This is a genomic window from Vibrio sp. nBUS_14 (genome assembly GCF_051201655.1).
Lineage (GTDB): Bacteria > Pseudomonadota > Gammaproteobacteria > Enterobacterales > Vibrionaceae > Vibrio.
The window spans coordinates 1,674,275-1,697,086 of sequence record NZ_CP179207.1; the positions used below are offsets into that span (position 1 = coordinate 1,674,275).

Here is a 22,812-nt window from a genome sequence, read left to right on the forward strand (position 1 = left end):
GTCTAACTGGAGCAGATCATTATCTGAGGGGCCATACCTTTAGGCTCTAAAGTAGATCTAATGAAATCAAACAAAGGCACCACAACAGATCTCGCCTGCTCATTTCGCGAACAGTACCCCTTAACATGTTGTAAGTGTCCGCTATAAGCTTGGACTCCGGCATAGCTAACGCCATCCGCAATTTGAATCGCTTGGATAAGCTCCACTAAATCATCACCAACTTGAACACCACAGCGCTGCTGACCGCATTCCACCTCTATCATCAGCTCAACACAAATATTTGCCGCTGATGCGGCTTTGGCGATTTCTACAACATGATAATGATCGTCAATCACCTGAATAAAACGGGCGTCAGGATGAACTTGATGCAGAGTGATTAAACGCTGAATTTTCTTTTGTCCCGCAATAGGCGTGGTTATGAGAATATCCTTAATGCCACCTTGTGCCATCACGTCCGCTTCACCTAATTTGGCTACACAAATACCCTGCGCTCCCGCGTCTATTTGCATTTGTGCAACAGCAGGAATTTTGTGTGCTTTGGTATGAGGACGAAGAGCTAATCCTAAATCGTTAATTCGTCCCTGCATCAACTGAATATTAACACTCATTGCGTTAAGATCCACGATCAAGGAAGGGGTATCTAAATGACTGATATCCATAAAAGTATCCTAGCTAAAATAATAATTTCTTATGACTGTAATATGCTCGGATTATAAGGTATGAGTCACTTTGAGCAAGGTTATTTCTAGACAAATAAGTAACATAGCTCTTACTTCCGAGCTACCAATGGGCTTTAGTTTAACGCAATATGATCAGTCAGGATAATGTAAAGTAACCGTGAAAATTCCACTTTTGATTAGCTACCATGTACTTAATACCGATAAAACTAAAAAACGTATGATACTAGCGATACACAAGCAACATGGTAGAATGCCGCTATTAATCTTATCCTTGTATAAGATTGTTGAACCTTTCCATCGCTATTTAGCCAAATCATACCGAGAAACTTATGCCATTTTCCAAGCTTGGATTAAGCTCACCTATTGTAAAAGCCGTTGCAAAACAAGGCTACGAAAAGCCAACCTCTATTCAAGAAAAAGCAATTCCGATTGTACTTTCTGGTAAGAACCTTATTGCGGCAGCACAAACAGGTACAGGTAAAACTGCGAGCTTTGTTCTCCCTATCTTAGAGATGCTGAGTAAAGGTGAAACGCAACGTAAGAAACGCATCCGCACAGTGATCCTTACACCAACGCGCGAGCTGGCGGTTCAGGTTGAACAAAACATCAAGAAGTACGCGAAGTTTTTAAACCTAACGTCTTTAGCAATGTACGGTGGTGTCTCTTACCAACATCAAAAAGATCGATTGATTGAAGGTGTTGATATTCTAGTGGCAACACCAGGACGTTTGATTGACATGTATGGTCAACGCGCGGTTCACTTTGATGAAGTTGAAGTGTTAGTTCTGGATGAAGCAGACCGCATGCTAGACATGGGCTTCATCGAAGACATCAACAAGATCATAGCTCGCTTACCGCAAGGTGTGCAAAACCTGCTGTTCTCAGCAACGCTTTCTACCCCGGTTCGTGCACTAGCGAAGAGCGCGATCAGTGATGCTGAAGAGATTTCAATTGCTAAGACAGACGCATCGAAAGCGAACATTGAACAATGGTTGGTAACGGTAGATAAAGATCGTAAGTCTGCACTACTGAGCCACATGATTACTGAGGGTAACTGGGATCAAGCGCTTATCTTCATCGAAACCAAGCATGGGGCGGCTAAGCTCGTATCTCAACTTGAAAAGCGCGGCATCCAGGCTGAAGCGTTCCACAGTGGACGTAGCCAAGCGATTCGTGAAAAGATCTTAGCGGACTTTAAGAAAGGCCACCTTAAGTTCCTGGTCGCAACGGGCGTTGCTGCACGTGGTATCGATATCGATAACCTACCACGCGTTGTTAACTACGATATGCCTTTCCCAGCAGACGACTACGTTCACCGTATTGGTCGTACTGGCCGTGCTGATGCAACAGGTGAAGCGATCTCTTTCTTATCAAAAGACAACTTTAAAAACCTATGCATTATTGAAAAGCGCCTTGGTCACTTAATTGAACGCCGCCTGGTTGAAGGTTTTGAACCACGTAAAGAAGTGCCTATTTCAGTGCTGAACTTTGTTCCTAAGAAGAAAAGAGAACAGCAAGAAAAAGAAGGTAAGTAATTAGCCGAGCTTAATTTCAAGCCAAAGCGTATTGCCAGATGATGACAAAACGAAGCCAACTAAGGCTTCGTTTTGTTCTTTAAACCAGTGAGAGTTAGAGGGAAGCCAATGATCACCCCAATTGCAACACGATTAACCCGAGGTCAAGACTTAAAGCTTGAACTACAAAAGCTAGTGACCAAACATAACGTCATTTCGGGCTCTATTGCATCTTGTGTGGGGTGCGTTTCCCAACTCAATATTCGCTTGGCAAATGCAAACCACACAAAGTTTATTCAAGCGCAGTTCGAAATCGTGTCTGTCATGGCAACGTTAACGCCCAACCACCAACACGTTCATATATCTGTTGCTGATGAGAATGGCGATGTGATTGGTGGTCATTTGCTTGAAGGAACCATCATCGCTACCACCGCTGAATTGATTCTTCATCGCTACGATACCTTGACCTTCAGCAGAGAGCATGACGATTCGACAGGCTACACTGAGCTCACTATCAGTGATAACTCACAATAAGCTGGATACACCGACGGCAATACCAACGCTTATATAAAGCGATACAGATAAACAGTTATTAGGAACACCATGGCTCCACACTCCGCAGACTCCGTTATCGTTCTCGATTTCGAAACCACTGGCTTATCCCCGAATATGGGCGATCGAGCGATAGAAATTGGTGCCGTGAAACTCGTTAACGGCGAAGTGGTCGAAACCTTTCAACAACTGATGAACCCAGGATTTCGCGTGAGTGGGTTCATTGAAGGCTATACCGGAATCACTAATCGCATGTTGAGCACTGCTGCTAGCTGCGGAGAAGTGATGGATGAATTTGCAGACTTCATCCAAGACAGCCAATTAGTCGCTCATAATGCCTCATTTGATAAGCGCTTTCTTGATGCAGAGTTAGATACTATTAGTCGTGAGTACAATGGACAATTTGCATGCTCAATGCTGATTGCTCGCCGGCTAATCCAAAACGCACCAACTCATAAGCTAGGCGACCTTGTGCGTTTCAAGAATATCGACAACGACGGCACTTTCCACAGAGCGTTAGCCGATTCAGAAATGACAGCACGCTTATGGTTATTAATGATTGATGAGCTTCAAAGTGACCACGGCATTAAACAGCCGAGCTTTCAACTGATGCAGAAAATATCTAAGACCGCTAAAGGCTCTATTCCAAAGTTGCTGATGAGCAATCGCAATTAAATCCCTAAAGCTCAAAACATAGAAAGAAACAAAGGCTGATTCGTTTCACGAGGTCAGCCTTACCATATACCGATGTTATTTAGAGCCGTACTACTCCTGCAATGCTACCAACGTTGACTCAAGGCTCTCTAATTCATTCATGAAATACGACCATTGCTTGTCGTTACTTACCGCTGCGATGTCCACTAAGAACTTGGCGGATGTCTGCATATTCTTGTTGAGTTGAGATTCCAAGCCGTCTGGGTAATAAGCCTCATTGTTCAAAAGCAACTTCATAATAATCGGCTGTGAGATATGCAAGTCACTCTTCTTTTCCATAAGTAGAGTGAGATCTTGATAAGTATTATTTTGATACTCTCGCCAGCTATCATTGGTATTTGTCCATTCTTGAGACCAAGTTACAATAATCTGTCTTTGTTCTTTTGATACAGACCCTAACCATCGCTCTAAACGCTCTTCTATTCGCTTACGATATCGCTCTCTAGAATCATCATCATTCAAAGACAATCTCTCTTGGTAAAACTCTTGCTGCTTTTTTCTAAAGTTCGTTAAGAATTCGCTATCCTGCTTAGGGTTAAGTTGCATACTTAACGCATAAATGTCAGGAGAAAATTTATTAACGATAGTTCGAATGTGATTCTTTATTTGCTCACTTTGCTCAACAATAAAAGCAGAGTTCAACTCTGAACGACTCATACTTTGCAGCACTTGTAGCTGTTCAATATAAAGCGGCAGCTGAGTTTCTTTGTGCCATGCTTGAAGAGAGTCTAAACGTGCTTCTAGCTCGGGTTCTTGGCTATTAGATAGAGACAAAAAGTCTTCTATGTAACTCACCGCAAACCAACTGATGTTGTTATAAGCGAATTTAGTTCCACACCCAACAAATAGGAAACAGACCAATAGAAGTAACCAACGGCATTTTCTCATTACACCCTCTCACAGCCTATTACTAATCAGTAAACCCAAACGACAAGATAGATTTACTCTTGATCTTATAACATTAGCTATAAAAGCAAGTTCTCATAAAAATTTCAAATAAATTGAGACTTAGCCTTGCCAAATAAGCCATTTCGGCAAATGATTAAAATAAAATCTATTGTTAGCAGTGATGTTATTCGGCTTTTTTACTTATTTGAAATGCAAATTGTAAATAGTTGCATGGTTTAAATGAGTATCGAATGATCAGTATTTGGGAGGGAAGCTATGGCCGCTATTCCTGAAAATACCAGCGCGTTAGAATACGAGCTTTGCTATTTTGACGATGGGAAAGTAACTACCATGACAATAATAGCGAGCAACCGACAGGAAGCGATGACCTGGTATCTTAACGAAGGAAAACATCTGAACGACCTTTATTCGATAAGGCCCGATGAATAGAGAGCAGATTAATCGTTTATATAGAATGGGTAAATAGACCAACCCATTGAGAAATACCCTTTACTGCACCATGCTTAACATGACAGTAAAGGGCTAGAATCTCGAATTACTTCAGAATTCGGGCTCGGAATTGACGACCCTTCATTTTACCTGATTCGATCTTATTCAATGCTTTCTTAGCAACAGAACGTTCTACCGCTACATAAGCACGCATCGCGAACAAGTTGATCTTACCTACGGACTTACCATCAATACCGCCTTGGCCAGTCAACGCACCAAGAATATCGCCAGCGCGAAGTTTAGCCTTCTTGCCGCCATCAATCTGGATAGTAACCATGTTCGAGTAATATGGTTTAGCAATTGGTTTTGCTGGCATCTGAGACGGTTCGATTGGCATATCCATGTACTCATCAATTTGAGCAACACGGTGCATCTCTTTTTCGCTAAAGAAGCTGATAGCTACGCCTTTGCTTCCTGCACGTCCAGTACGACCGATGCGGTGTACGTGAACTTCAGGATCGCGAGACAACTCAAAGTTGAACACTGCATCTAGGTTATCAACATCAAGACCACGAGCAGCTACATCTGTTGCAACCAAGATAGAGATGGTTTTGTTTGAGAACTGAACCAAAGCTTGGTCACGTTCACGCTGCTCCATGTCGCCATGAAGCTCGATAACGCTGAAGCCACGGTGGCTGAGTTCGTCGTTTACGTTCTGTACTTCTTTCTTAGTGTTACAGAACACAACCGCAGATTCTGGTTGATGATGAAGAAGCAGTAGTTCCAATGCATCATCACGAGCTTCAGTCCCTTCAACTTTGTAGAAATGTTGTTGGATGCTTGAGTGGTCGTGCGTTGATTCAACCTTCACCATTTCTGGGTTACGCATGATGCGGTCTGCAACAGATTTAATTTGTTTAGGGAAAGTCGCACTAAACAATAATGTTTGGCGATCTTTCGGAGCCGCTTCAATGACAGCATCCAAAGCGTCTTGGAAGCCCATTTCTAGCATGCGATCGGCTTCATCTAACACAAGTGTGTTCAACTCAGACAGATCAATACGACCTTTCTCTAGGTGGTCAAGGATACGACCAGGAGTGCCCACAAGAATGTGTGCGCCATGCTCTAGTGAACCAATCTGTGGTCCCATTGGCATACCGCCACAAAGTGTCAGCACTTTAATATTGTGAATACCACGAGCAAGAGTACGGATCTCTTTTGCTACTTGGTCTGCAAGCTCACGAGTCGGACATAACACTAAAGACTGAACACGGAAACGCTTAACGCGTAGGTTCTGCAGCACGCCTAAACCAAAAGCAGCTGTTTTACCTGAACCCGTTTTACCCTGACCGATAACATCCTTGCCATCCAGAATAGTAGGAAGACTTAACGCTTGAATAGGCGTCATTTCAGTATAATCAAGAGAATCTAACGTATTTAGAAGCTCTGGTTTAAGGGCGATTGAAGAGAATTTTGAAGTGCTCAATGGAAATATCCAACTGGTGAAAAACAGAGTGCATTATGAGTGTTTTTAAAAAATATTCCACTTTAATCACAGTTTTGAAGAAACAGGTTAGGCGAACACAAAAAAGCCAGCTTTGTTGGCTGGCTTTTGCTTCCATACGAGTAGCTTCCTGTGGCACACCGTGGCCTTTAGATGCAACCCATACGCGATACCATTGCTCGCGAGTCAGTTCGATTTTCAGTGCATCAACGGCTGTCTTCACACGTTCAATCTTGCCTGATCCAATAATTGCAATTGGATTAGACGGTAAACGACGAACCCAAGCATAAATCACTTGGTCAATGCTGTCTGCACCCACTTCTTGGCGAATCGTTTCTAGCTCATCACGAACGCGAATTGATTGTGCGGAATCACCACTGAAAATGCTACCGCCACCAAGACAAGACCACGCCATTGGACGAATGCGGTTCATCTGCAGTTGATCCAGCGTGCCATCATGGGCAACTTCGAAGTTCAATGGGTTGATTTCAACTTGGTTAGTCACTAGAGGCTTACCTAGTCGAGATTGCAACAAGTCGAACTGACGTGGTGAAAAGTTAGAAACACCAAAGTGCTTAACTTTACCGACCTTATGCAGTTCAGCGAACGCTTCTGCTACTTCATCTGCATCCATCAGTACATCTGGGCGGTGAATCAGTAATACATCCAGTTCGGTTACACCCAAACGCTCTAGAGAATTATTTACCGATTGGTAAATATGGTGTGCGCTGGTGTCATAGTGATTGATCTTGCGATCTGGAGTGTGGTCACCACACAAGTTGATATCGCACTTAGTGACGATTTGGATATCATCACGAAGGCTTGGCTCAAGCGCTAATGCTTCACCAAACAACTTTTCACATTGGTAGTTACCGTAAATATCCGCGTGATCAACAGTTGTGATGCCAAGATCAATATGCTGCTTAAGGAAAGTCAGGCGTTGTTGCGGGGTCATACCCCATTCTGCTGTACGCCAGTATCCTTGCACCAACTCAGAAAGTTCTGGACCTTGTGGCGCTGTCGTTACTCTTGCAACCATGGGTTGTCTCCTTTATCAATACTGAACGTATCCTAAGCTCGTTTTACCGAAGGCTCAACGTATAACAAATAGCAAAGGTAAACGCTTACTAAAAATGTGAGAACCACAGAAAAACGAACACTTAAATCAATAATAGCTTGCTGTCTGCCCGTCAGCCGTTCTCCCAAAAGGCTTGTTGACTCTAATGAATTACGAAACCATCTATAAATTTGAGCAATTGAAAACGATTTAGTTCAACCGTTAAATTGTCACCATCACTCTGTAGCTGAATCCAAGGAACTAAAGAACGAGAAGAAGATGAAGAAGAACTAGGCACATTCCATAAACTCATTTGCTCATAGGAATGGTGTGGTGAGTTGATGAATTCGACGAGTTGTTTATCTACCTTGTCGTAACCAACGCCCTCATGTTTCGCTTGTTCAAGTTGAGCGACGACGTCGAACTCATCCTCTCCAATCCGAATTGAGCTAAGAGCAAAGCCATCTTGGCGAAGATATGCCTGAAGCTTTGTGTAACTTAAGTTCGAATATGGCAAGTTAAAGCGAACCACCGCTACGCTTGAGTCACCCAACTCCAGTTCAACATAAACATCCAAATCGTAATATTGAGTGAGGTCACTGCACAACAGAGTGCCTTCAACTTCGCCACAATCCATGAGCTCGATATCGTTAATATAGTTTTGAGAACTCGGTTGAATTGGGCTGCTATTGAATACCGTTCGCAACCACCAGCTTTCACTCGCTTGCGCAGAAAATGAAAGGCTATTCAGAGCCAATAACAAAGCTAAGATTAAGACAGAAAGAGTTCTCATTAATTGTGCTTATTTCACGCGACATGGAGCACCTATTATACGTGACCAATCAACAAACAACCGCTTAAGCCACACATTTTAGGCGAAAAAAAACGGGCATACATGCCCGCTAGATAAATTCTAACGCCGAATAACTTAATCCGTCACGATTACGTCACAATATTCCAATCACTTATACCCACCTTCAATAGCTGGTTCTTCAAAGGATAGCCTTACTTTATTTCGTTGAATAGCTTCTGGCAGTAAGCTAATAAAACCGTATTGGTTCAACACGGCTTGATAGCCATGTAATTTACATTCCGTGCTATGCAACATCACAAAATACATTCAATGAATATGTCATAATGTTGAAATTAAAGGTTAAATTTCAAGGAATGTCATGACTGCTACGAACTATCTCAACGAATTAAATCAAAAGTATCTTGCGACTCATAAAGCAAAAGAAGACTTCTTTTGGGATACTTACATGGGGATAAGTGACAACCATAATGGGTCAACACAAGCGCAAACTCAGTGGACCGAATTTCTTAGTGCGGCTGAACAGATAACCACTATCGAAAAGCACATTTCTGCCATTGACGAAATTCAAGACGCGGAGGAAAAAGAGAGCACATTGACTGGACTAAATGGCTGGTTAGCGACCTTTAAATCTCACGCTATTGAATCTGAGCAGTCGCAGAAGCTTAAAGCCGAACTCATAAAGTTTGAGGCTGAACTGTTTGAGAAAAAACAAAATCATGTGATGACTTACGTAAATGAAACGGGTGATGAAACAGAAGGATCACTGCCAGTTTTAGGCTCAGCCGTCAGAAGTAGTGGTAATGAAAAAGTCAGACTTTCTGCACACCAAGCACTATTAAATTTAGAACAGTGGCTGTTGACTAACGGCTTCATTGAACTTATCAAAAAGCGTAACCAATTTGCTCAATCAGTGGGCTTTAAAACCTTCTTTGATTACTCGGTGGTTAAAACCGAACAAATGACGACAGAGCAACTGTTTACGATTCTTGACGACTTCGAAAACACGTACACGCAACAGCCATCAGCAAAGTCTAGCCCATTTGGCAAAGCAGAAAGGCGAGAATGCACTTCAAGCCCATAACTTTACCTACTCTTTTGCAGGTGACGTTATGAATGATCTTGATCCTTATGTTCCATTCTCAAAGTCACTTCGACGCTGGATTGAATCTTTTGGTCGCCTAAACATCGAATACTCTCAAGCAACATTAAAATTGGACCTGCTTGATCGCAAAGGTAAGTACCCTAATGGCTTCTGCCATGGCCCTATCCCATCTTTCTACGATCAAGACAAATGGGTAGCTGCTCAAGTTAACTTCACGAGCAACGCAAAGCCCGATCAAGTTGGAAGCGGTTATGATGGCATCAATACGCTATTTCACGAGGGCGGCCACGCAGCGCATTTCGCCAACGTTAAGATGAACGCGCCTTGTTTCTCTCAGGAATTTGCACCAACTTCGATGGCTTATGCGGAAACTCAATCCATGTTCTGTGACAGCTTATTGAATGACGCCGATTGGCTTAAACAATACGCGCTTAATGCAGATGGCCAAGCTGTACCTGATGAGTTAATCAAAGCAATCATCGATAACAAACAACCTTTCAGAGCTTATCAAGAACGCAGCATTTTAGTGGTTCCATATTTCGAGCGAGCACTTTACGAATTGTCGGATGAAGATCTGACACCTGAAAAGATCACCGCTCTTGCTCGTAGCTGTGAGAAAACGATTCTTGGATTAGCTTGTAGCCCTCGCCCATTAATGGCGATCCCGCATCTGTTGTCGGATGAAGCGTCTTGCGCGTATCAAGGTTACCTGCTGGCTCATATGGCGGTGTATCAAACTCGTGCATATTTCACCGATAAGTTTGGCTACTTAACGGATAACCCAGAAATAGGCCCTTTGTTAGCTAAGCACTATTGGCACCAAGGTAATAGCGTGAATCATAATGGGACAATCGAAAGCCTGACTGGGGAAGGTTTTAATGCCAAATACCTCGCTGACGAGTGCAACTTATCGCCAGAAGAAGCTTGGGCTATTGAGGAGCAAAAAATCAAACAGCTGCCGACAAGAGAACGATCACCAGTCGCTGATTTGAATGCGAAGATATCGATCGTTGATGGGGCCACCGAGTTGGCAAATAATGATAAATCAAACCATCAGATGTGTGATGAGTTTGAACACTTTATCGTTGGGCAATACGGTCGATAGATTGTGTTTGAGCCACTGTAACAAAGATTGAGTTCAAAACTAAAACGAAAAAAGGACGATAAGTTATCGTCCTTTTTAATTTCGGCTTGCCTTTGAAGACTTTCCACTGGCCAAAATTCCACTGGCCAAAATTGTGACAAGCTTTTGCCCCTTTATTAGCTTTATCGAACAAATCAGCGCATTAAATCGTTCGAAATTTACCCAAATAAAGCTAATGTGGTGATATTGGTGGTTATGCGATAGAGATGCATTTATATGTCGGAGATGTAAGGCGCTTTGGGACATTTATCAGTCAGAGTAATCATTCTAATAATTGTGATCACTCTAATAATTGTGACATGAAGATTACCCGGGCATGCCCGGGGTACTTACCGTGACAACGCTAAAGCGTTGACCAAAATTACAAACAGCTTACGCTGTAATTTTGGAATTGGCATTCATCCACGGGTAAACCCGTGGTTTTCTGTATTCACAGAATAAAAATACTTCATAACTATGCTTTACGGTTTTATTACACTCGAATCAGCAGCATCTTGATGATCTTTTAGTAAGCACTCATCTGTCCATAGTTGCCTTAGATAACACGCAGATCATCTTTGAATAATCAATTACCCAATTTACTTTTTGCCTCTTCTACTCACACGCTCGGCGCAATCCCGTAGCTGGCGTAGCCAGTCGAAGGGTGAGCAAGCGGAATATCACAAATGCTTTTCTATGGCACTGTCACTGTAGATCTGCCTTTCTTATAGATCGATCAAGTTAAACATAGGTACTGAACTGACGCGCTACGCTTGTCGGATTTGGGTGATGGATAACTATTCGCTCGTACCTCACGAAAGTTACCCACACACAAATCTGGTGCGATCACCATCCCTATCTGGCAGGGTAGTTGTCACTGTTAAAATTTAACCAGTTTGGGCGATACAGAGTAATTGTGTCTCGTATCTCAGTAGAAAGAAGCTATATTGAAGAAGCTGTTGCCTCCCTATTCGATGTCAGTGAAAGAAGTATCGGAAGAGGAAGGAATTAGCACTGCGACCTTGTATCATTGGCGTCAGCAACTCAGACGTTCAGGAGCCGCCGTGCCAAATAGCCATACTTCATCAGAGCAGTGGTCTGCTCAAACTAAACTTGCCATTGTCGCTGAAACCTACTCAATGACAGAAAGTGAACTCAGCCAATATTGTCGTGAAAAAGGTCTTTTCCCAGAACAAATCCAAAGCTGGCGCAGCGAATGTATGCAAGGGTTTAAGTCGAGTAAAGAGCAGGAAGCTGAAGCAAAGAAGCAGACTAAAGCTGACAAACTTGAAATCAAAGAGTTGAAGAAAGATTTACGACTCAAAGAAAAAGCACTCGCTGAAACGGCCGCCCTCTTGGTGCTAAGAAAAAAGCTGAGAGCCTTTTACGGGGAAGAGCCAGAGGACGACTAACCTCAACCGATGAAAGGCAGACCATAGTGACTCTTATCCTTGAAGCGAAGCAATGCGGATGTCGTTTAGAGCCAGCTTGCCATGAAGTTCAAATCGACTTGAGAACGTATCGCCGCTGGTACCAACAAGGTGAAGTGCAAGCTGACAAAAGGACAATATGTCTCAGGCCTGAGCCTGCTAACAAGCTATCTCAACAAGAGCGTGATGCGATTATTGAGGTGTGTAACCGCTCTGAGTTCGCAAGCTTACCTCCGACTCAAATAGTCCCGACACTGCTTGATAGAGGTGAGTATATCGCCTCTGAGTCAAGTTACTATCGGATACTGAGTGCACAGGGGCAACTAAACAAACGAGGTCGTCATAGAAGTAGGCAGAAGCGTGCGAAACCAACAAGTTATACAGCTACAGACTCGAACCAAGTCTATACATGGGATATCACTTACTTACCTTCAAAAGTTCAAGGCCAACACTATTACCTGTATGTCATCGAGGATATCTACAGTCGAAAAATCGTGGGTTATGAGGTGTATGAGCATGAATGCGGTGAGCTGGCGTCACAGCTTCTGCAACGAACGATGATGCGAGAGCAGTGCTTCAATCAAGCGCTGGTTCTTCACTCAGATAATGGTGCGCCGATGAAGTCGTTGACGTTCAAAGCCAAAATGGAAGAGTTAGGTATTACCTCATCGTATAGCCGCCCAAGAGTCAGTGATGATAACCCGTATGTCGAGTCATTGTTCCGTACAGTAAAGTACATGCCTAACTGGCCAACAAAGGGCTTTGAAACTCTCGATAGTAGCCGAAGTTGGGTTGAAGCCTTCGTACGCTGGTACAACACCGAGCACAAGCACAGTAAGCTAAATTACGTTACGCCTTCAGAGCGTCACAATGGAAAAGATAAAGAGATCTTGAAGCTCCGAGCAGAGGTACTACTCGCTGCAAAAGAGCTAAATCCTGAACGCTGGCCAGGTGATATCAGAAACTGTGCGCCTGTTGGTGACGTTCACCTAAATCCAGAAAGAGAAGTTGCTTAATAAGTAAGCAAATGATGACAACTACCTTGAAAAACACCGCCATTGTTAATTAATTCTTATGTCTATTAATTCTTTTGTTTTAGTTACCTTGATATCTTGAGGGTTCCCTTTAAATAATTCTTTAGGAATCCATAACTTAAAATCTTTAGGGGGGGAGTGAAAGGTAAGTTTCTTATTGTTTTGATAGAAAATTCAGAAGGATTTTTGCTCTGCTAAGATGGCGTTTAACACTGTTTTGAGAAGAAGATCACACTGGTATTTGTCTAGGTGTGGTGGAGACTACCGAGTTAACGGCATGAATGAAGCTTAATGGAGTTATTCAGGAGGTGTATAATCTTCCCATTCGGGTTGATAAGAATCTTGTGATGTCGCTTTATGTGTTTCATTAAGCGTACGATCTACATGTGCGACTCTAGAGTTGGCAGCAGCTTGTCGAACTTGTTTTTCTTTTTTCTTTTTTCTCAAGTTACGGTTGAGTATGGCTTTGGCTTTGCTGTAGAACAGCCCAAATTTCTCAAGGACAAATTCGTACTTGTTAGCAATTTGTCGTGGTGCAGCTTCGCCCTCTACTTGAATGAACTGAGCGGTTGATATTAGACGACCTGACTTTTTGGCCTTGCTAATTAAATCTGTAACGTAATTAACGCAACGACCCATTCTTGCAGCGATCTGTTTTCGGTTTGGGAATGCACATTGATTTGAAAGGTTGTAAAAGGTAGATATAGCAATGAGTAAAGCTTTCTCATCGGCCGGAATGCTCTCGTCGCAAGCAATTACATCAGTCAACTGGTTGTGATGTTCTAGAGGCGTTAAGGTTCGATTAGGTGTTGTCATGACACATACCTTCTACACCAGACCATAAAAGTGCTTTAACACTGGTTGAGTGTGAATGATAGATGTATCTATTTTTTATAAGTTGCGGAGAGCAACTATTGGCTAATTTTTTCATGTTTGATTCCGTAAGGTTTGGGGTGTTCCGGGTGCGCATCCGAAACATGTATAAGAGTAAGGTTCAGGGCTGTGTCCTTTTTCTTCCGAGCCTTGCTTTTCTCCTTCGTCGTATCGAACTTGAAACAAAATGTTCACGATCACATCCTGAACGCTTTATTATTGAAATAAATGAAATCAACCATTATTTTTAATTGTTGTAAAAATGTTAAGGATGAGAAATGAAAATAAAACCGTGGATTCTAGTAATTATATCGTCACTATTATCAATAACCTTTAACTCTTATGCAGATTACCCTAAATTACCAACTGACATACCAAACAACAAAGGTAATAGTAGTTTTTATTATAAGCCGATTACAAATTGGTATATAAAAAATTACAATCTATCTAAATACTCTAACTACAAGGAATTATATAAAAAATATAATGGCCATTTACCATCTGGTAATGGATTAAGTATATTACAAGCTGAAGGCTCACAAACGCCATCAAACAAGGACGACATCTTATATCTGTTTAATAAACATAGCTCTAATAGCCATAGCAACACAGTTTACAGTATATTAACGGAGCTGAGCACGTACCCGATTCTTTACACGAAATACAGTACACTTTCTCCAAACCTGGATAGTTTCCACACATCAACAACTGCAGATTTACGAGAGTTTTTACATAATAATTTTTCTAGTTTTAGTAGTTATCCGGAAAAAGATGTGGATGGTAATAGCATTACACCTCCTAAACTACTAAATATTAGCAACACCAACGGAGGAAGTAGTATAGACTTATTGAATCGTTTCGATAAATTTGTTGAAGAAAATGATATGGTATCTTGTACTGCTGCTAGCAGTGGAAGTTACGGCAATGCAACCACGAGCGGAATGTCATACAATAGCATTGTTGTTGAGCAAGAGTACGTGAATCCTAATAATTATTCTGGTGCGCAATATAATGCTCATGGTTTTCCAAGGTATAAGCCAGACTTAATCGCACATCATCTAGGTGCCTCTAGCTATAGCACGCCATTTGTTTGTTCTGCTGCTGCCATTTTATTAGAAAAGGCAAAAAATGAAGAAAGATTAAAAAACGCTTATAATAGTATTGTTATTAAATCGATACTCATGGCAGGTGCTACAAGATTCAACTATAAAGCTAGTACCAATTGGACAGAGGATATAAGCGGGATTAGTCAGCCTCTATTTTATGACGGACCATGGGAGAGAGTATCTGATACGCAGCCTATTAGTAAAAAGTATGGTGCTGGCGCTCTAAATATATTGTCTTCTTATGAGATACTAAATTCCGGAGAGTATCCGTTAAACATAACTCAAAGCTCCAGAGGTTGGGCTTATGAGTCCAGTTTAAATAAAAAAACGCCTAAAAAATATCATTTTAGCCTTGATAGAAAATCGATGTTTTCATCTTTATTAACTTTCCATAGAAAAATTGATGATAATATGGAAAGTTCTTTGCCTGACTATAAAGTGTCAGTTTTTGATTCTAATGATAATTTAATGGCCATAAGTGATAACACTACATCCAATGTTGAATTGGTCGAAAAAGTTTTAGAACCAGGTGATTATTATATTGAGGTAATTTTAAAAGATGCCGATCATACCAATAAACTTTCTTATGCAATCGCATGGACCAGTAAAGAAATTTTACCACGCGTACAAGAAATAAAAACAGAAATCACTCCGAATGGTTTAAAGATCTCATGGGAAAATGATTTAGATATCGATGCAAAATATAGGTTAATAACGAGCAGTTCTCATGACTTTTCAATTAACAGACAAGATATATATTTCAACAATAACAGTACAAAAGAGTTTATCTTAGATTCACAGATTGATAAATATTACATCCAGTTAATAAGGTATCCGAGTGATGAGAATGTGGCTTTTCAATACCCTTCAGAGTCAGAAATAACCTCCACTACACAATCAAAACCAATTGTGATGTATTCAACCCCCAAAACATACCCAACATTTGGTTTTTTTGATGGGGCACAGACCACGAGAGAAGGAGCTAATAACTATTGTGAAAATTATCTTCCTGAAGAATACAATGGGTTTAATACATTGGCTTTTCTATCTCTAAACTCTTCTGATACGATAAAAAATTTCAAAAATATCTACAAATTTGACTCATCTAGGAAAGTAATTAGTTCATCGGAAACCGTCATTAAGGATTCATGGGATAGTTTAATGGATAATGGGCCAGATATAAGTTTAAAAGAAGCTTTGAAAACCTCCGGGAATAAGTTTTGGTCTCAAACGCTAGCAGACGGCTCTACTTCAAGATATTTATCAGAACCATCAAAGTCATGCAATCAGTACACAACAACAGATAGTGTAGCTAGTATTGGAACAGGAGATTTACGAAAAACGAGTTACTCACATCTTTTCGATACAAGTTGGATTGGTGGAAATTCCTATCCTAAATGTAGTACAAAGCAACATGTAATTTGTGTTGCTTATTGAGGGCGGTTTTGTTGACACGCTCAAAGCATCATTTTTGATTTGAGCGTGCATTCCGGCACGGCGTTGTTGATCAAATCAAGCAAGCAAGCAATTTATTTTAGGGATAAGGCTTGAATAAATGATATAACCGTCATTCCGCAGCCAATTCTAGATTTTAATTAGTGTGATCCCACGATCATTTATCAATAATGATTGCAGTTGAGACTTGACGCAGATCCCCCGTTTTGATCTATTACTTTTATTTGCCGGTAACTTGCGATGTCTGCTCCTCAACCTGTCATAAAACGCTTAGATCATCTTGGATTAATCGCTGCATTCTGTCATGAGATTGATTTACCCGGGCTCATCGACCGCATAATTCCTAAGTATTCAGAGCATAATGTCTCACACGGTGATGCCGTTCTAGCCATGATTTTGAACGGTTTGGGCTTCCATAGTCGAACATTGCATATGTTTTCTGACTTTTTCGAGACAAAGCCAATATCAAAGCTGCTTGCTAAAAACATAGAAGCGCACCACTTAACTGATGATGTTCTTGGGCGCACATTAGATGCTTTATTTGAAGCTGATGTATCTATTTTATATCAAGTTATTGCAGAGCATACCGTTGAAAAATTGGGCCTCAAGACAGAATCTGTCCACCTTGATATAACGAGTTTCCATGTTGATGGTGAATATGCTCAATCAGCAGAGGATGACATTAATTCTATTCAACTCGTCAAAGGTTATAGTCGAGATCACCGACCTGAATTGAATCAGGTTGTCCTTGAATTAATTTGTGAAAATCAAGCAGGGCTCCCTGTTTATATGCAGGCTCTCAGTGGAAACACGAACGATGCAAAAGCATTTGCAGAGGTCACTAAGCGCCATATTCACTGTCTTAAAGCCGCGCAAAATAGTCATTACTTTATTGCTGATGCAGCTTTATACACGTCAGACAGTATTTGCTCACTTGATGAACAAAAGCAGAAGTTCATTACACGCGTCCCAATGACCATTAAAATGGCCAAACAAGCTCTACTGGCATTATCGCCAGCGCAATTAGAGCCTATCGGTAATGGTTATTCGGGGCACTGGATTGAATCTGATTATGGCAACGTGAAGCAGCGATGGTTGTTAGTGAACAGCGAGCAAGCGACAAAGCGAGAAGAAGCCACTTTTTATAAAAATTTGGATAAAAATCTGACCAAAGAGCTTAAATCTCTAGCTCAATTAGCTAAGAAACAATTTGCCTGTGCGACTGATGCACAAAAGGCTATGAGTGAATTTCAGAGTCAATGCCAACTGTTGAGTTTCGAGCAAAGTGAGATACGGCAAGTGCCCGAGTTTGCTGGCCGAGGGCGCCCTAAAAAAGATGAGGTTCCAACTGGATACCACTACAAAATTGAAGCAAATCCGTTCACTGATTTAGAAAAAGTAAAACTCGCGAAGCTTAAAGTTGGTATGTTCATTCTTGCGACCAATGATACTGAAAGTACCGATCTCGATATGGCTGCGTTACTGGAACACTACAAGTCACAACAGAAAGTCGAGCGAGGTTTTCGCTTCCTTAAAAGCCCTGAGTTTTTAACATCATCTATCTTCTTAAAAAAACCACAACGCATCGAAGCTTTACTCATGATAATGACCTTAAGCCTAATGGTTTATGCTGGACTCGAGCATAAGATACGTGAAGAGTTGGCTGTTACTGAAGAATTTTTTCCAAGCATGGTTAAGAACAAAACCACATCTAAGCCAACTGCTCGCAGGGTGTTTTTAAAATTTGAAGGGGTCGATACACTTGAGTTCGGCGAACAATGGTTTATCACCGGCATTCAAGACCATCAGAGGAGATTGCTTCAATTGCTAGGTAAGCTATATGAAGCAATTTATTCCTAAATGAGGTGCGGAATGTCGGCTCAAGTCTAACTCTGAGTAATTGGAGCTGAGAAGTTGAGTGATGGCACCGCGCCAACACTTCTCAGTGGTCTTAGCTTTAAAGAAAATCGGCTTCCATAGACCAGTCTTCTTACATAAACCCCCACGGGTGACAGACAAATGGATGTGCACATTCCAATTCAGCTTTCTGCCGTAGGTATGAAGTGCACAGAACACGCCAATATCGATATCGAGTTGCTTTGCCCATCCTAAGAAGATTTTGGCTGCGCAGCTAAAGAGATGATTGAGAAGAAAACGATTATCCCGAAAGATGGGCCACAACGTGTGTGGTAGCGTCAACGTAACGTGTTGATACTCACACTCAGGAAAGACATGTTGTTGCTTTCGTATCCACCGCTCTGTGGCTTTTATGCCACAACTGCTGCAAAAGCGAGATTTACACGTCTGGTGAATGTATTTGTGATGGGTGCAGTCAGCATGAGTGCATCGATACTCTTTAGAGCCAAAAGCAGCGGTACTGCAAGCGAGCATCTTGGTGACGTTTTCAATGACGACGGTTCGGAGGGTTTCTCGGTACTTATTGAGGTAGTTCAGCCAAGTATCGTTGGCATTGAAGAGTTGTTTGATGGGCTTATTCGGATGCATGACCTATAGGATAAACGATCCATGTAAAGCACCCTAGTCGGTTGAGTCTCTTTGTTTTCGGCCGTAGGCCGCTCAGGCGACACCGTCGCCGGTTCATTAATTTGTGCGGTTTGGGCTTTGATTAATCCCGAACGGGCACGGTGAAGAGAGAGTAAAGCTTGTTGGTCGGGGGATTTTATTTCAACAAAACGCATGTTTGGTCGGGTAACGGCTTCACAAATAGCTTCGGCATCCGCGGCATCATTTTTATTGGTTTTTACGTAAGGCTTAACAAACTGAGGTGCCATTAACTTCACGTGGTGCCCTTGATTCGCCAATACTCTCGCCCAAAAGTGAGCCCCACTGCACGCTTCCATTCCGATAAGACAGGGCTCTTTATTGGCAAAGAATGTAAAAAGCTGGTCACGTTTAAGTTTCTTTTTCAGGATGGTTTTTCCATGTTGGTCAACGCCATGGATTTGGAATATATTTTTAGCTAAATCGATACCTACCGTTGTTACAGTCATGCTCTTTCTCCTATCTCATCGTTACCTTCATAGTAGAAGGCTGAGGGAGGGGCGACCATTCCATTATAATAGGAATAATGAACACCTGAAATGAAATTGCCTATTGCTGATATTTCTAAGGGGTTCTGTTTTGTGTGTGGGAAGTTGATCTGATTGCGTTCGTTGTTTTGGGAAGTTGCTGGCTGGGGTATCTCAATGCACCAAATAAAAATAAAGGTATGCTGCGTATTCATTATTTCGCAATCTCACCCAGCGACAGCAGGCGTCATGATGCAAAAAATGACGCCTGCTGTCACTTTTTTTCGTTAACCAGACGGGTAATTGAACATAATAGGAATAATGAACACCTCTTTTGACAAGACTCTTTAGTCTTTGAAAAAAAATGGGGGCTTCCTTTAGGTAGCTACCTTAGAGCTTTTTCGGCCGCGCTAGTCTGTGTGTTTCCCTTTATCTTCTACTTTCTCTTCTACTTTCTTTTCTGTTTGTTTTAGTTGTTGAAATGTAGCTTCAACAACTTGTTTACCAAAATCACCAAAGTGGTGATACATTGAATTCATAAAAGCTAAAGTGTTGTCTGCTGCTCCTACAAATACCCATTGGCAATCAATAAATTCACTGAAGGGTGAGCAAGCGGAATGTCACGGTGTTAAGCTAGAATGCGGTCACTGTAGCCTTACTGTGATAAGGTTTAGCCTCATTCAGTGTTAAGATTATGACATGAAAAAGACAACCCCAACCCCACACGATGCGCTCTTTAAGCAGTTTATGACTCACCCAGAAACCGCTAAAGATTTACTGGATATTCATCTACCCGTTGAGCTGCGCGAAATCTGTGATTTAACGACACTCAAGCTCGAGTCTGGCAGTTTTATCGAAGAAAACTTACGTCCTTACTATTCGGATGTGCTCTATTCTCTCAAAACCTCTCAGGGGAAAGGGTACGTATTCGCGTTAATCGAACACCAAAGCCGACCAGATAAAAATATGGCCTTTCGCTTGATGAGATATGCTATCGCCGCTATGCAGCAGCATATCGATGCTGGCCACGAACATTTACCTTTGGTTGCGTATTTCGGCTGATGTGACCCCTAGTTTCGTTTTTAATCGACCACCTTTTTAAGCCTCTCTTTTCTCTTCCTTAGTTTTACTCCAAGTGGTCGATTTAAGCCAGTTTTCTCATTGATTCCCCTCGTAACTCGATTCTATGACTTTGATGAACCAACCTATCTAAGATCGCATCAGCGATCGTCGAGTTGTCGATCATCTCGTGCCATTCTTTTACAGGTAGTTGGCTGATAATGATCGTACTGCACTCTTGGTATCTATCTTCTAGCACTTCGAGAAGATTACTTGCATGCTCTTGGCTGAGTTTTTCCATTCCCCAGTCATCGATAACCAACAGTTTTTTCTTAGACAAGCTCAGTAGTAGCTTTTGATAGCTGCCATCAAGGCGGCTACTACTCAGGTCATCAAGTAAACGATTTAGGCGATAATAACGACTTGGGCAGTGTTGCTCACACGCCTGCTCGGCGAGCGCACAAGCAACATAGGTTTTACCTGCACCTGTTGCACCTGTAATCAGGACATTCTGTCGCTTTTGTAAATAAGTGCCTGATAATAACTCTCCCATCATTGCTCTTTTTAAGCCTCGTTCTGGGCGGTAGTCCAGTTGATTACCGCTAGCGCTTAGGCGCAGCTTGGCTTGCCGTTTAAGTCGTTGGATTTTGGTTTGATCTCGGTTCACTATCTCATGATCAAGGATGAGTCCTAACCTTTCTTCAAAGCCAAGTTCAGCATAGGTCGCGGGGTGTATTCTTTGCTGTTCCAGTGCATCAGAAGCATGACTTAGGCGTAGTGATTTTAACTGTTGGATTATTGCGTCCATATTGTTTCTCCTAGTGGTAGTAGTTGGAACCACGAACATTAGTGTGTTTAAGGTTTGGTGTATCAGTGGAAGGCTGAGAGAGAGTGCCTTCACGATGGTTCTTCAATAAGTTTTTGACGAAGCCAAGGTATGGCTTCTCTGTCACTAAGGCATCTCGGCAAGCTTGTTCTAACCGTGCGTCTGAGTGCTTTTTGGCAAGACTTAGTAACCCAAAGCAACTTCTAAAGGCCAATGCTTCATGCTCTGGGCGTTTGAGCAACATCTGAGTCAGTTCACCTGTGGCTGGCCCAATAGATTTTCCCCAACGGATAAAACGCTCGGGTGTCCATGATTGGTATTGATGGTTGCTTGGCATATGCTCGTAAACGGTAGAGAGACCATATTCTTTTTGGCTTGTGCAGTGGTGAGCAACAATGCTCCCTTTGTGGTAGATACGTATTATTTGATGCGTTGCTTCAAGCTCAACTTGTTGCCCAACAAGTTGGTGCGGCACAGAGTAGAAGTGCTTTTTATATTGAATGTGATAATCAGGGGAGACGGTTGCTCGTTTAGTTTCGATATACACATATGGTTGCGATGGCAGTGGTTTTAACGCTGGACGGTCAACTTTGTTGAACAAGTCATGTCGATTGACACCAAGCTGCTTCATCTCTCGTTGGTTTAAGTCATGCATCAGCTTTCGGATAGCCAGGTTCAGCTCAGCCATTGTATAGAACACTTGGTGGCGAAGGCGCATCATTATCCAGCGCTCTACGATGAGAACTGCGTTCTCAGCTTTGGCTTTATCTTTAGGCTTGTAGGGCCTGGCTGGCATCACAGCAACGCCGTAATGTTGTGCCAGTTTTCGGTAGCTCTCATTGAGGATAGGGCTATGACGGTCTGCTTTCGTTATAGCAGATTTCAGATTATCAGGTACAAGTAGATTCGGAGCACCACCAAAGTGATTAAAGGTATTCACATGAGCCATGAGGAAGTGTTCAAGCCCTTGGCTCTCACTCGCCTCGACATAGGTGTAATTTGACGCCCCTAAAGTGGCGACAAATACCTGAGCATGTCTGCATTCTCCTGTATCTGGATTCACAACAGGGATCGTTGGGCCACAGTAGTCAATGAAGAGCTTGTCACCAGCATGGTGAAGTTGGCGCATACTGCGTTTTTGTGTCTTTAGCCAACGTCTATACAGTTCGCAGAACTGTGTATAGCCATAGGCTTTGTCTTGATGCTGATGACAATACTCTTCCCAAAGCAAAGCTTTAGTCATCCCTTTACGCTTCAATTCTAAGTAGCAGAGAGTGAAATCAGGCATCACTTTATGCTGAGAAGATGAGCGACCATCAAACAAAGCTTGGGTGACTTGATTTTCATGATGAGTCTCTTCCAGTGGCCACGTGAGGCCACTGGATTTAAATCGGGATAGATGCTGGGATACAGTGGAATGAGCAATATTGAGGCAAGCGGCGATCTGTCGATTAGAAAGATTGCACTCGTATCGGAGGCGTAATATTTCCTTAATTTTATTCATTGGCATTCTCTTTTTCGGCATGATTTATCCTTAGTGCTCTCAACATGAAAGACTCAGGTTAAACCTATTGATTTAAAAGAGAAAAGAGGTTTATTTCG

The 22,812-nt window shown here is 42.0% G+C and carries 14 protein-coding genes and 6 pseudogenes; 9 read left to right on the plus strand and 11 right to left on the minus strand.

Translation table 11 applies throughout. The features are described from left to right. Positions 1-2: 2 nt before the first annotated feature. Positions 3-659: an alanine racemase gene (locus tag ACMAZD_RS25415; RefSeq protein ID WP_435249955.1), complete on the minus strand. Its 657-nt coding sequence runs from the start codon at positions 657-659 to the stop codon at positions 3-5. A gap of 350 nt (positions 660-1,009) precedes the next feature. Here ACMAZD_RS25415 and ACMAZD_RS25420 point away from each other — a divergent pair, with 350 nt between their 5' ends. From ACMAZD_RS25420 to ACMAZD_RS25430, 3 genes are all read left to right on the plus strand, one after another. Further along, on the plus strand, positions 1,010-2,215 hold the full coding sequence (locus ACMAZD_RS25420) for a DEAD/DEAH box helicase (RefSeq protein WP_435249956.1): 1,206 nt from the start codon (positions 1,010-1,012) through the stop codon (positions 2,213-2,215). Positions 2,216-2,323: 108 nt separating this feature from the next. Then, the gene (locus tag ACMAZD_RS25425) at positions 2,324-2,728 is read left to right on the plus strand and encodes a PPC domain-containing DNA-binding protein (RefSeq protein ID WP_435249957.1); all 405 of its coding nucleotides are present in this window, start codon (positions 2,324-2,326) and stop codon (positions 2,726-2,728) included. Between the two features lie 69 nt (positions 2,729-2,797). Further along, entirely contained in the window at positions 2,798-3,421 is a 624-nt protein-coding gene (locus tag ACMAZD_RS25430) for a 3'-5' exonuclease (RefSeq protein ID WP_435249958.1), read from the plus strand. 90 nt (positions 3,422-3,511) lie between these two features. Here the strand turns inward: ACMAZD_RS25430 and ACMAZD_RS25435 are convergent, their stop codons facing one another. Next, on the minus strand, positions 3,512-4,348 hold the full coding sequence (locus tag ACMAZD_RS25435; RefSeq protein ID WP_435249959.1) for a DUF6279 family lipoprotein: 837 nt from the start codon (positions 4,346-4,348) through the stop codon (positions 3,512-3,514). 276 nt (positions 4,349-4,624) lie between these two features. On the opposite strand from ACMAZD_RS25435, the gene ACMAZD_RS25440 reads away from it, so the two are divergent. Further along, positions 4,625-4,798: a hypothetical protein gene (locus ACMAZD_RS25440; RefSeq protein ID WP_004737794.1), complete on the plus strand. Its 174-nt coding sequence runs from the start codon at positions 4,625-4,627 to the stop codon at positions 4,796-4,798. 106 nt (positions 4,799-4,904) lie between these two features. Here ACMAZD_RS25440 and dbpA read toward each other — a convergent pair whose 3' ends face one another. The 4 genes and pseudogenes from dbpA to ACMAZD_RS25460 form a co-directional block, all read right to left on the minus strand. Further along, positions 4,905-6,284 carry an ATP-dependent RNA helicase DbpA gene (dbpA, locus tag ACMAZD_RS25445; protein WP_435249960.1) on the minus strand — a complete coding sequence of 460 codons (1,380 nt, stop codon included), beginning with the start codon at positions 6,282-6,284 and terminating at the stop codon, positions 4,905-4,907. A 151-nt stretch (positions 6,285-6,435) separates the two neighbouring features. Further along, positions 6,436-7,341, minus strand: a pseudogene (locus ACMAZD_RS25450) (aldo/keto reductase); the annotation flags it as partial. 181 nt (positions 7,342-7,522) lie between these two features. Continuing rightward, positions 7,523-8,152, minus strand: a complete 630-nt coding sequence (locus tag ACMAZD_RS25455; protein ID WP_435249961.1) for a hypothetical protein — start codon at positions 8,150-8,152, stop codon at positions 7,523-7,525. A gap of 168 nt (positions 8,153-8,320) precedes the next feature. Beyond that, positions 8,321-8,434, minus strand: a pseudogene (locus ACMAZD_RS25460) (PstS family phosphate ABC transporter substrate-binding protein); the annotation flags it as partial. A gap of 97 nt (positions 8,435-8,531) precedes the next feature. Here ACMAZD_RS25460 and ACMAZD_RS25465 point away from each other — a divergent pair. Continuing rightward, positions 8,532-10,380, plus strand: a pseudogene (locus tag ACMAZD_RS25465) (M3 family metallopeptidase). Positions 10,381-11,372: 992 nt separating this feature from the next. Then, a protein-coding gene (locus ACMAZD_RS25470) for an IS3 family transposase (RefSeq protein ID WP_435250549.1) occupies positions 11,373-12,844 on the plus strand; the annotation gives its coding sequence in 2 pieces (ribosomal slippage) (positions 11,373-11,763 and positions 11,763-12,844; 1,473 coding nt in all). Between the two features lie 315 nt (positions 12,845-13,159). Here the strand turns inward: ACMAZD_RS25470 and ACMAZD_RS25475 are convergent. Beyond that, positions 13,160-13,678, minus strand: a complete 519-nt coding sequence (locus ACMAZD_RS25475; RefSeq protein ID WP_435249962.1) for a hypothetical protein — start codon at positions 13,676-13,678, stop codon at positions 13,160-13,162. A 335-nt stretch (positions 13,679-14,013) separates the two neighbouring features. On the opposite strand from ACMAZD_RS25475, the gene ACMAZD_RS25480 reads away from it, so the two are divergent. Then, on the plus strand, positions 14,014-16,278 hold the full coding sequence (locus ACMAZD_RS25480; protein WP_435249963.1) for a hypothetical protein: 2,265 nt from the start codon (positions 14,014-14,016) through the stop codon (positions 16,276-16,278). Positions 16,279-16,536: 258 nt separating this feature from the next. Continuing rightward, positions 16,537-18,156, plus strand: coding sequence for an IS1634 family transposase (locus tag ACMAZD_RS25485; protein WP_435249964.1), 1,620 nt, complete (start codon positions 16,537-16,539; stop codon positions 18,154-18,156). Here the strand turns inward: ACMAZD_RS25485 and ACMAZD_RS25490 are convergent. Both ACMAZD_RS25490 and ACMAZD_RS25495 read right to left on the minus strand, forming a co-directional pair. Further along, a pseudogene (locus ACMAZD_RS25490) lies at positions 18,154-18,801 on the minus strand (IS91 family transposase); the annotation flags it as partial. The gene ACMAZD_RS25485 and the pseudogene ACMAZD_RS25490 sit on opposite strands and share 3 nt — an antisense overlap. A gap of 92 nt (positions 18,802-18,893) precedes the next feature. Continuing rightward, positions 18,894-19,307 (minus strand): annotated as a pseudogene (locus ACMAZD_RS25495) (IS110 family transposase); the annotation flags it as partial. Between the two features lie 717 nt (positions 19,308-20,024). Here ACMAZD_RS25495 and ACMAZD_RS25500 point away from each other — a divergent pair. Next, a pseudogene (locus tag ACMAZD_RS25500) lies at positions 20,025-20,372 on the plus strand (Rpn family recombination-promoting nuclease/putative transposase); the annotation flags it as partial. 97 nt (positions 20,373-20,469) lie between these two features. On the opposite strand, the gene istB reads toward ACMAZD_RS25500, so the two are convergent. Then, on the minus strand, positions 20,470-21,192 hold the full coding sequence (istB, locus tag ACMAZD_RS25505; RefSeq protein ID WP_286291966.1) for an IS21-like element helper ATPase IstB: 723 nt from the start codon (positions 21,190-21,192) through the stop codon (positions 20,470-20,472). A gap of 10 nt (positions 21,193-21,202) precedes the next feature. Next, complete coding sequence (istA, locus tag ACMAZD_RS25510; RefSeq protein WP_435247818.1) at positions 21,203-22,735, minus strand: IS21 family transposase; 1,533 nt, start codon at positions 22,733-22,735, stop codon at positions 21,203-21,205. Between the last annotated feature and the right edge of the window lie 77 nt (positions 22,736-22,812).

Excerpts from the sequence above, each read along its gene's own strand:
- ACMAZD_RS25480 (WP_435249963.1), top strand. The coding sequence starts at position 14,014 with ATGAAAATAAAACCGTGGATTCTAGTAATTATATCGTCACTATTATCA.
- ACMAZD_RS25455 (WP_435249961.1), bottom strand. The coding sequence starts at position 8,152 with ATGAGAACTCTTTCTGTCTTAATCTTAGCTTTGTTATTGGCTCTGAAT.
- ACMAZD_RS25420 (WP_435249956.1), top strand. The coding sequence starts at position 1,010 with ATGCCATTTTCCAAGCTTGGATTAAGCTCACCTATTGTAAAAGCCGTT.
- ACMAZD_RS25485 (WP_435249964.1), top strand. The coding sequence starts at position 16,537 with ATGTCTGCTCCTCAACCTGTCATAAAACGCTTAGATCATCTTGGATTA.
- istB (WP_286291966.1), bottom strand. The coding sequence starts at position 21,192 with ATGGACGCAATAATCCAACAGTTAAAATCACTACGCCTAAGTCATGCT.
- istA (WP_435247818.1), bottom strand. The coding sequence starts at position 22,735 with ATGCCGAAAAAGAGAATGCCAATGAATAAAATTAAGGAAATATTACGC.
- ACMAZD_RS25475 (WP_435249962.1), bottom strand. The coding sequence starts at position 13,678 with ATGACAACACCTAATCGAACCTTAACGCCTCTAGAACATCACAACCAG.
- ACMAZD_RS25425 (WP_435249957.1), top strand. The coding sequence starts at position 2,324 with ATGATCACCCCAATTGCAACACGATTAACCCGAGGTCAAGACTTAAAG.
- ACMAZD_RS25430 (WP_435249958.1), top strand. The coding sequence starts at position 2,798 with ATGGCTCCACACTCCGCAGACTCCGTTATCGTTCTCGATTTCGAAACC.
- ACMAZD_RS25435 (WP_435249959.1), bottom strand. The coding sequence starts at position 4,348 with ATGAGAAAATGCCGTTGGTTACTTCTATTGGTCTGTTTCCTATTTGTT.
- ACMAZD_RS25415 (WP_435249955.1), bottom strand. The coding sequence starts at position 659 with ATGGATATCAGTCATTTAGATACCCCTTCCTTGATCGTGGATCTTAAC.
- ACMAZD_RS25440 (WP_004737794.1), top strand. The coding sequence starts at position 4,625 with ATGGCCGCTATTCCTGAAAATACCAGCGCGTTAGAATACGAGCTTTGC.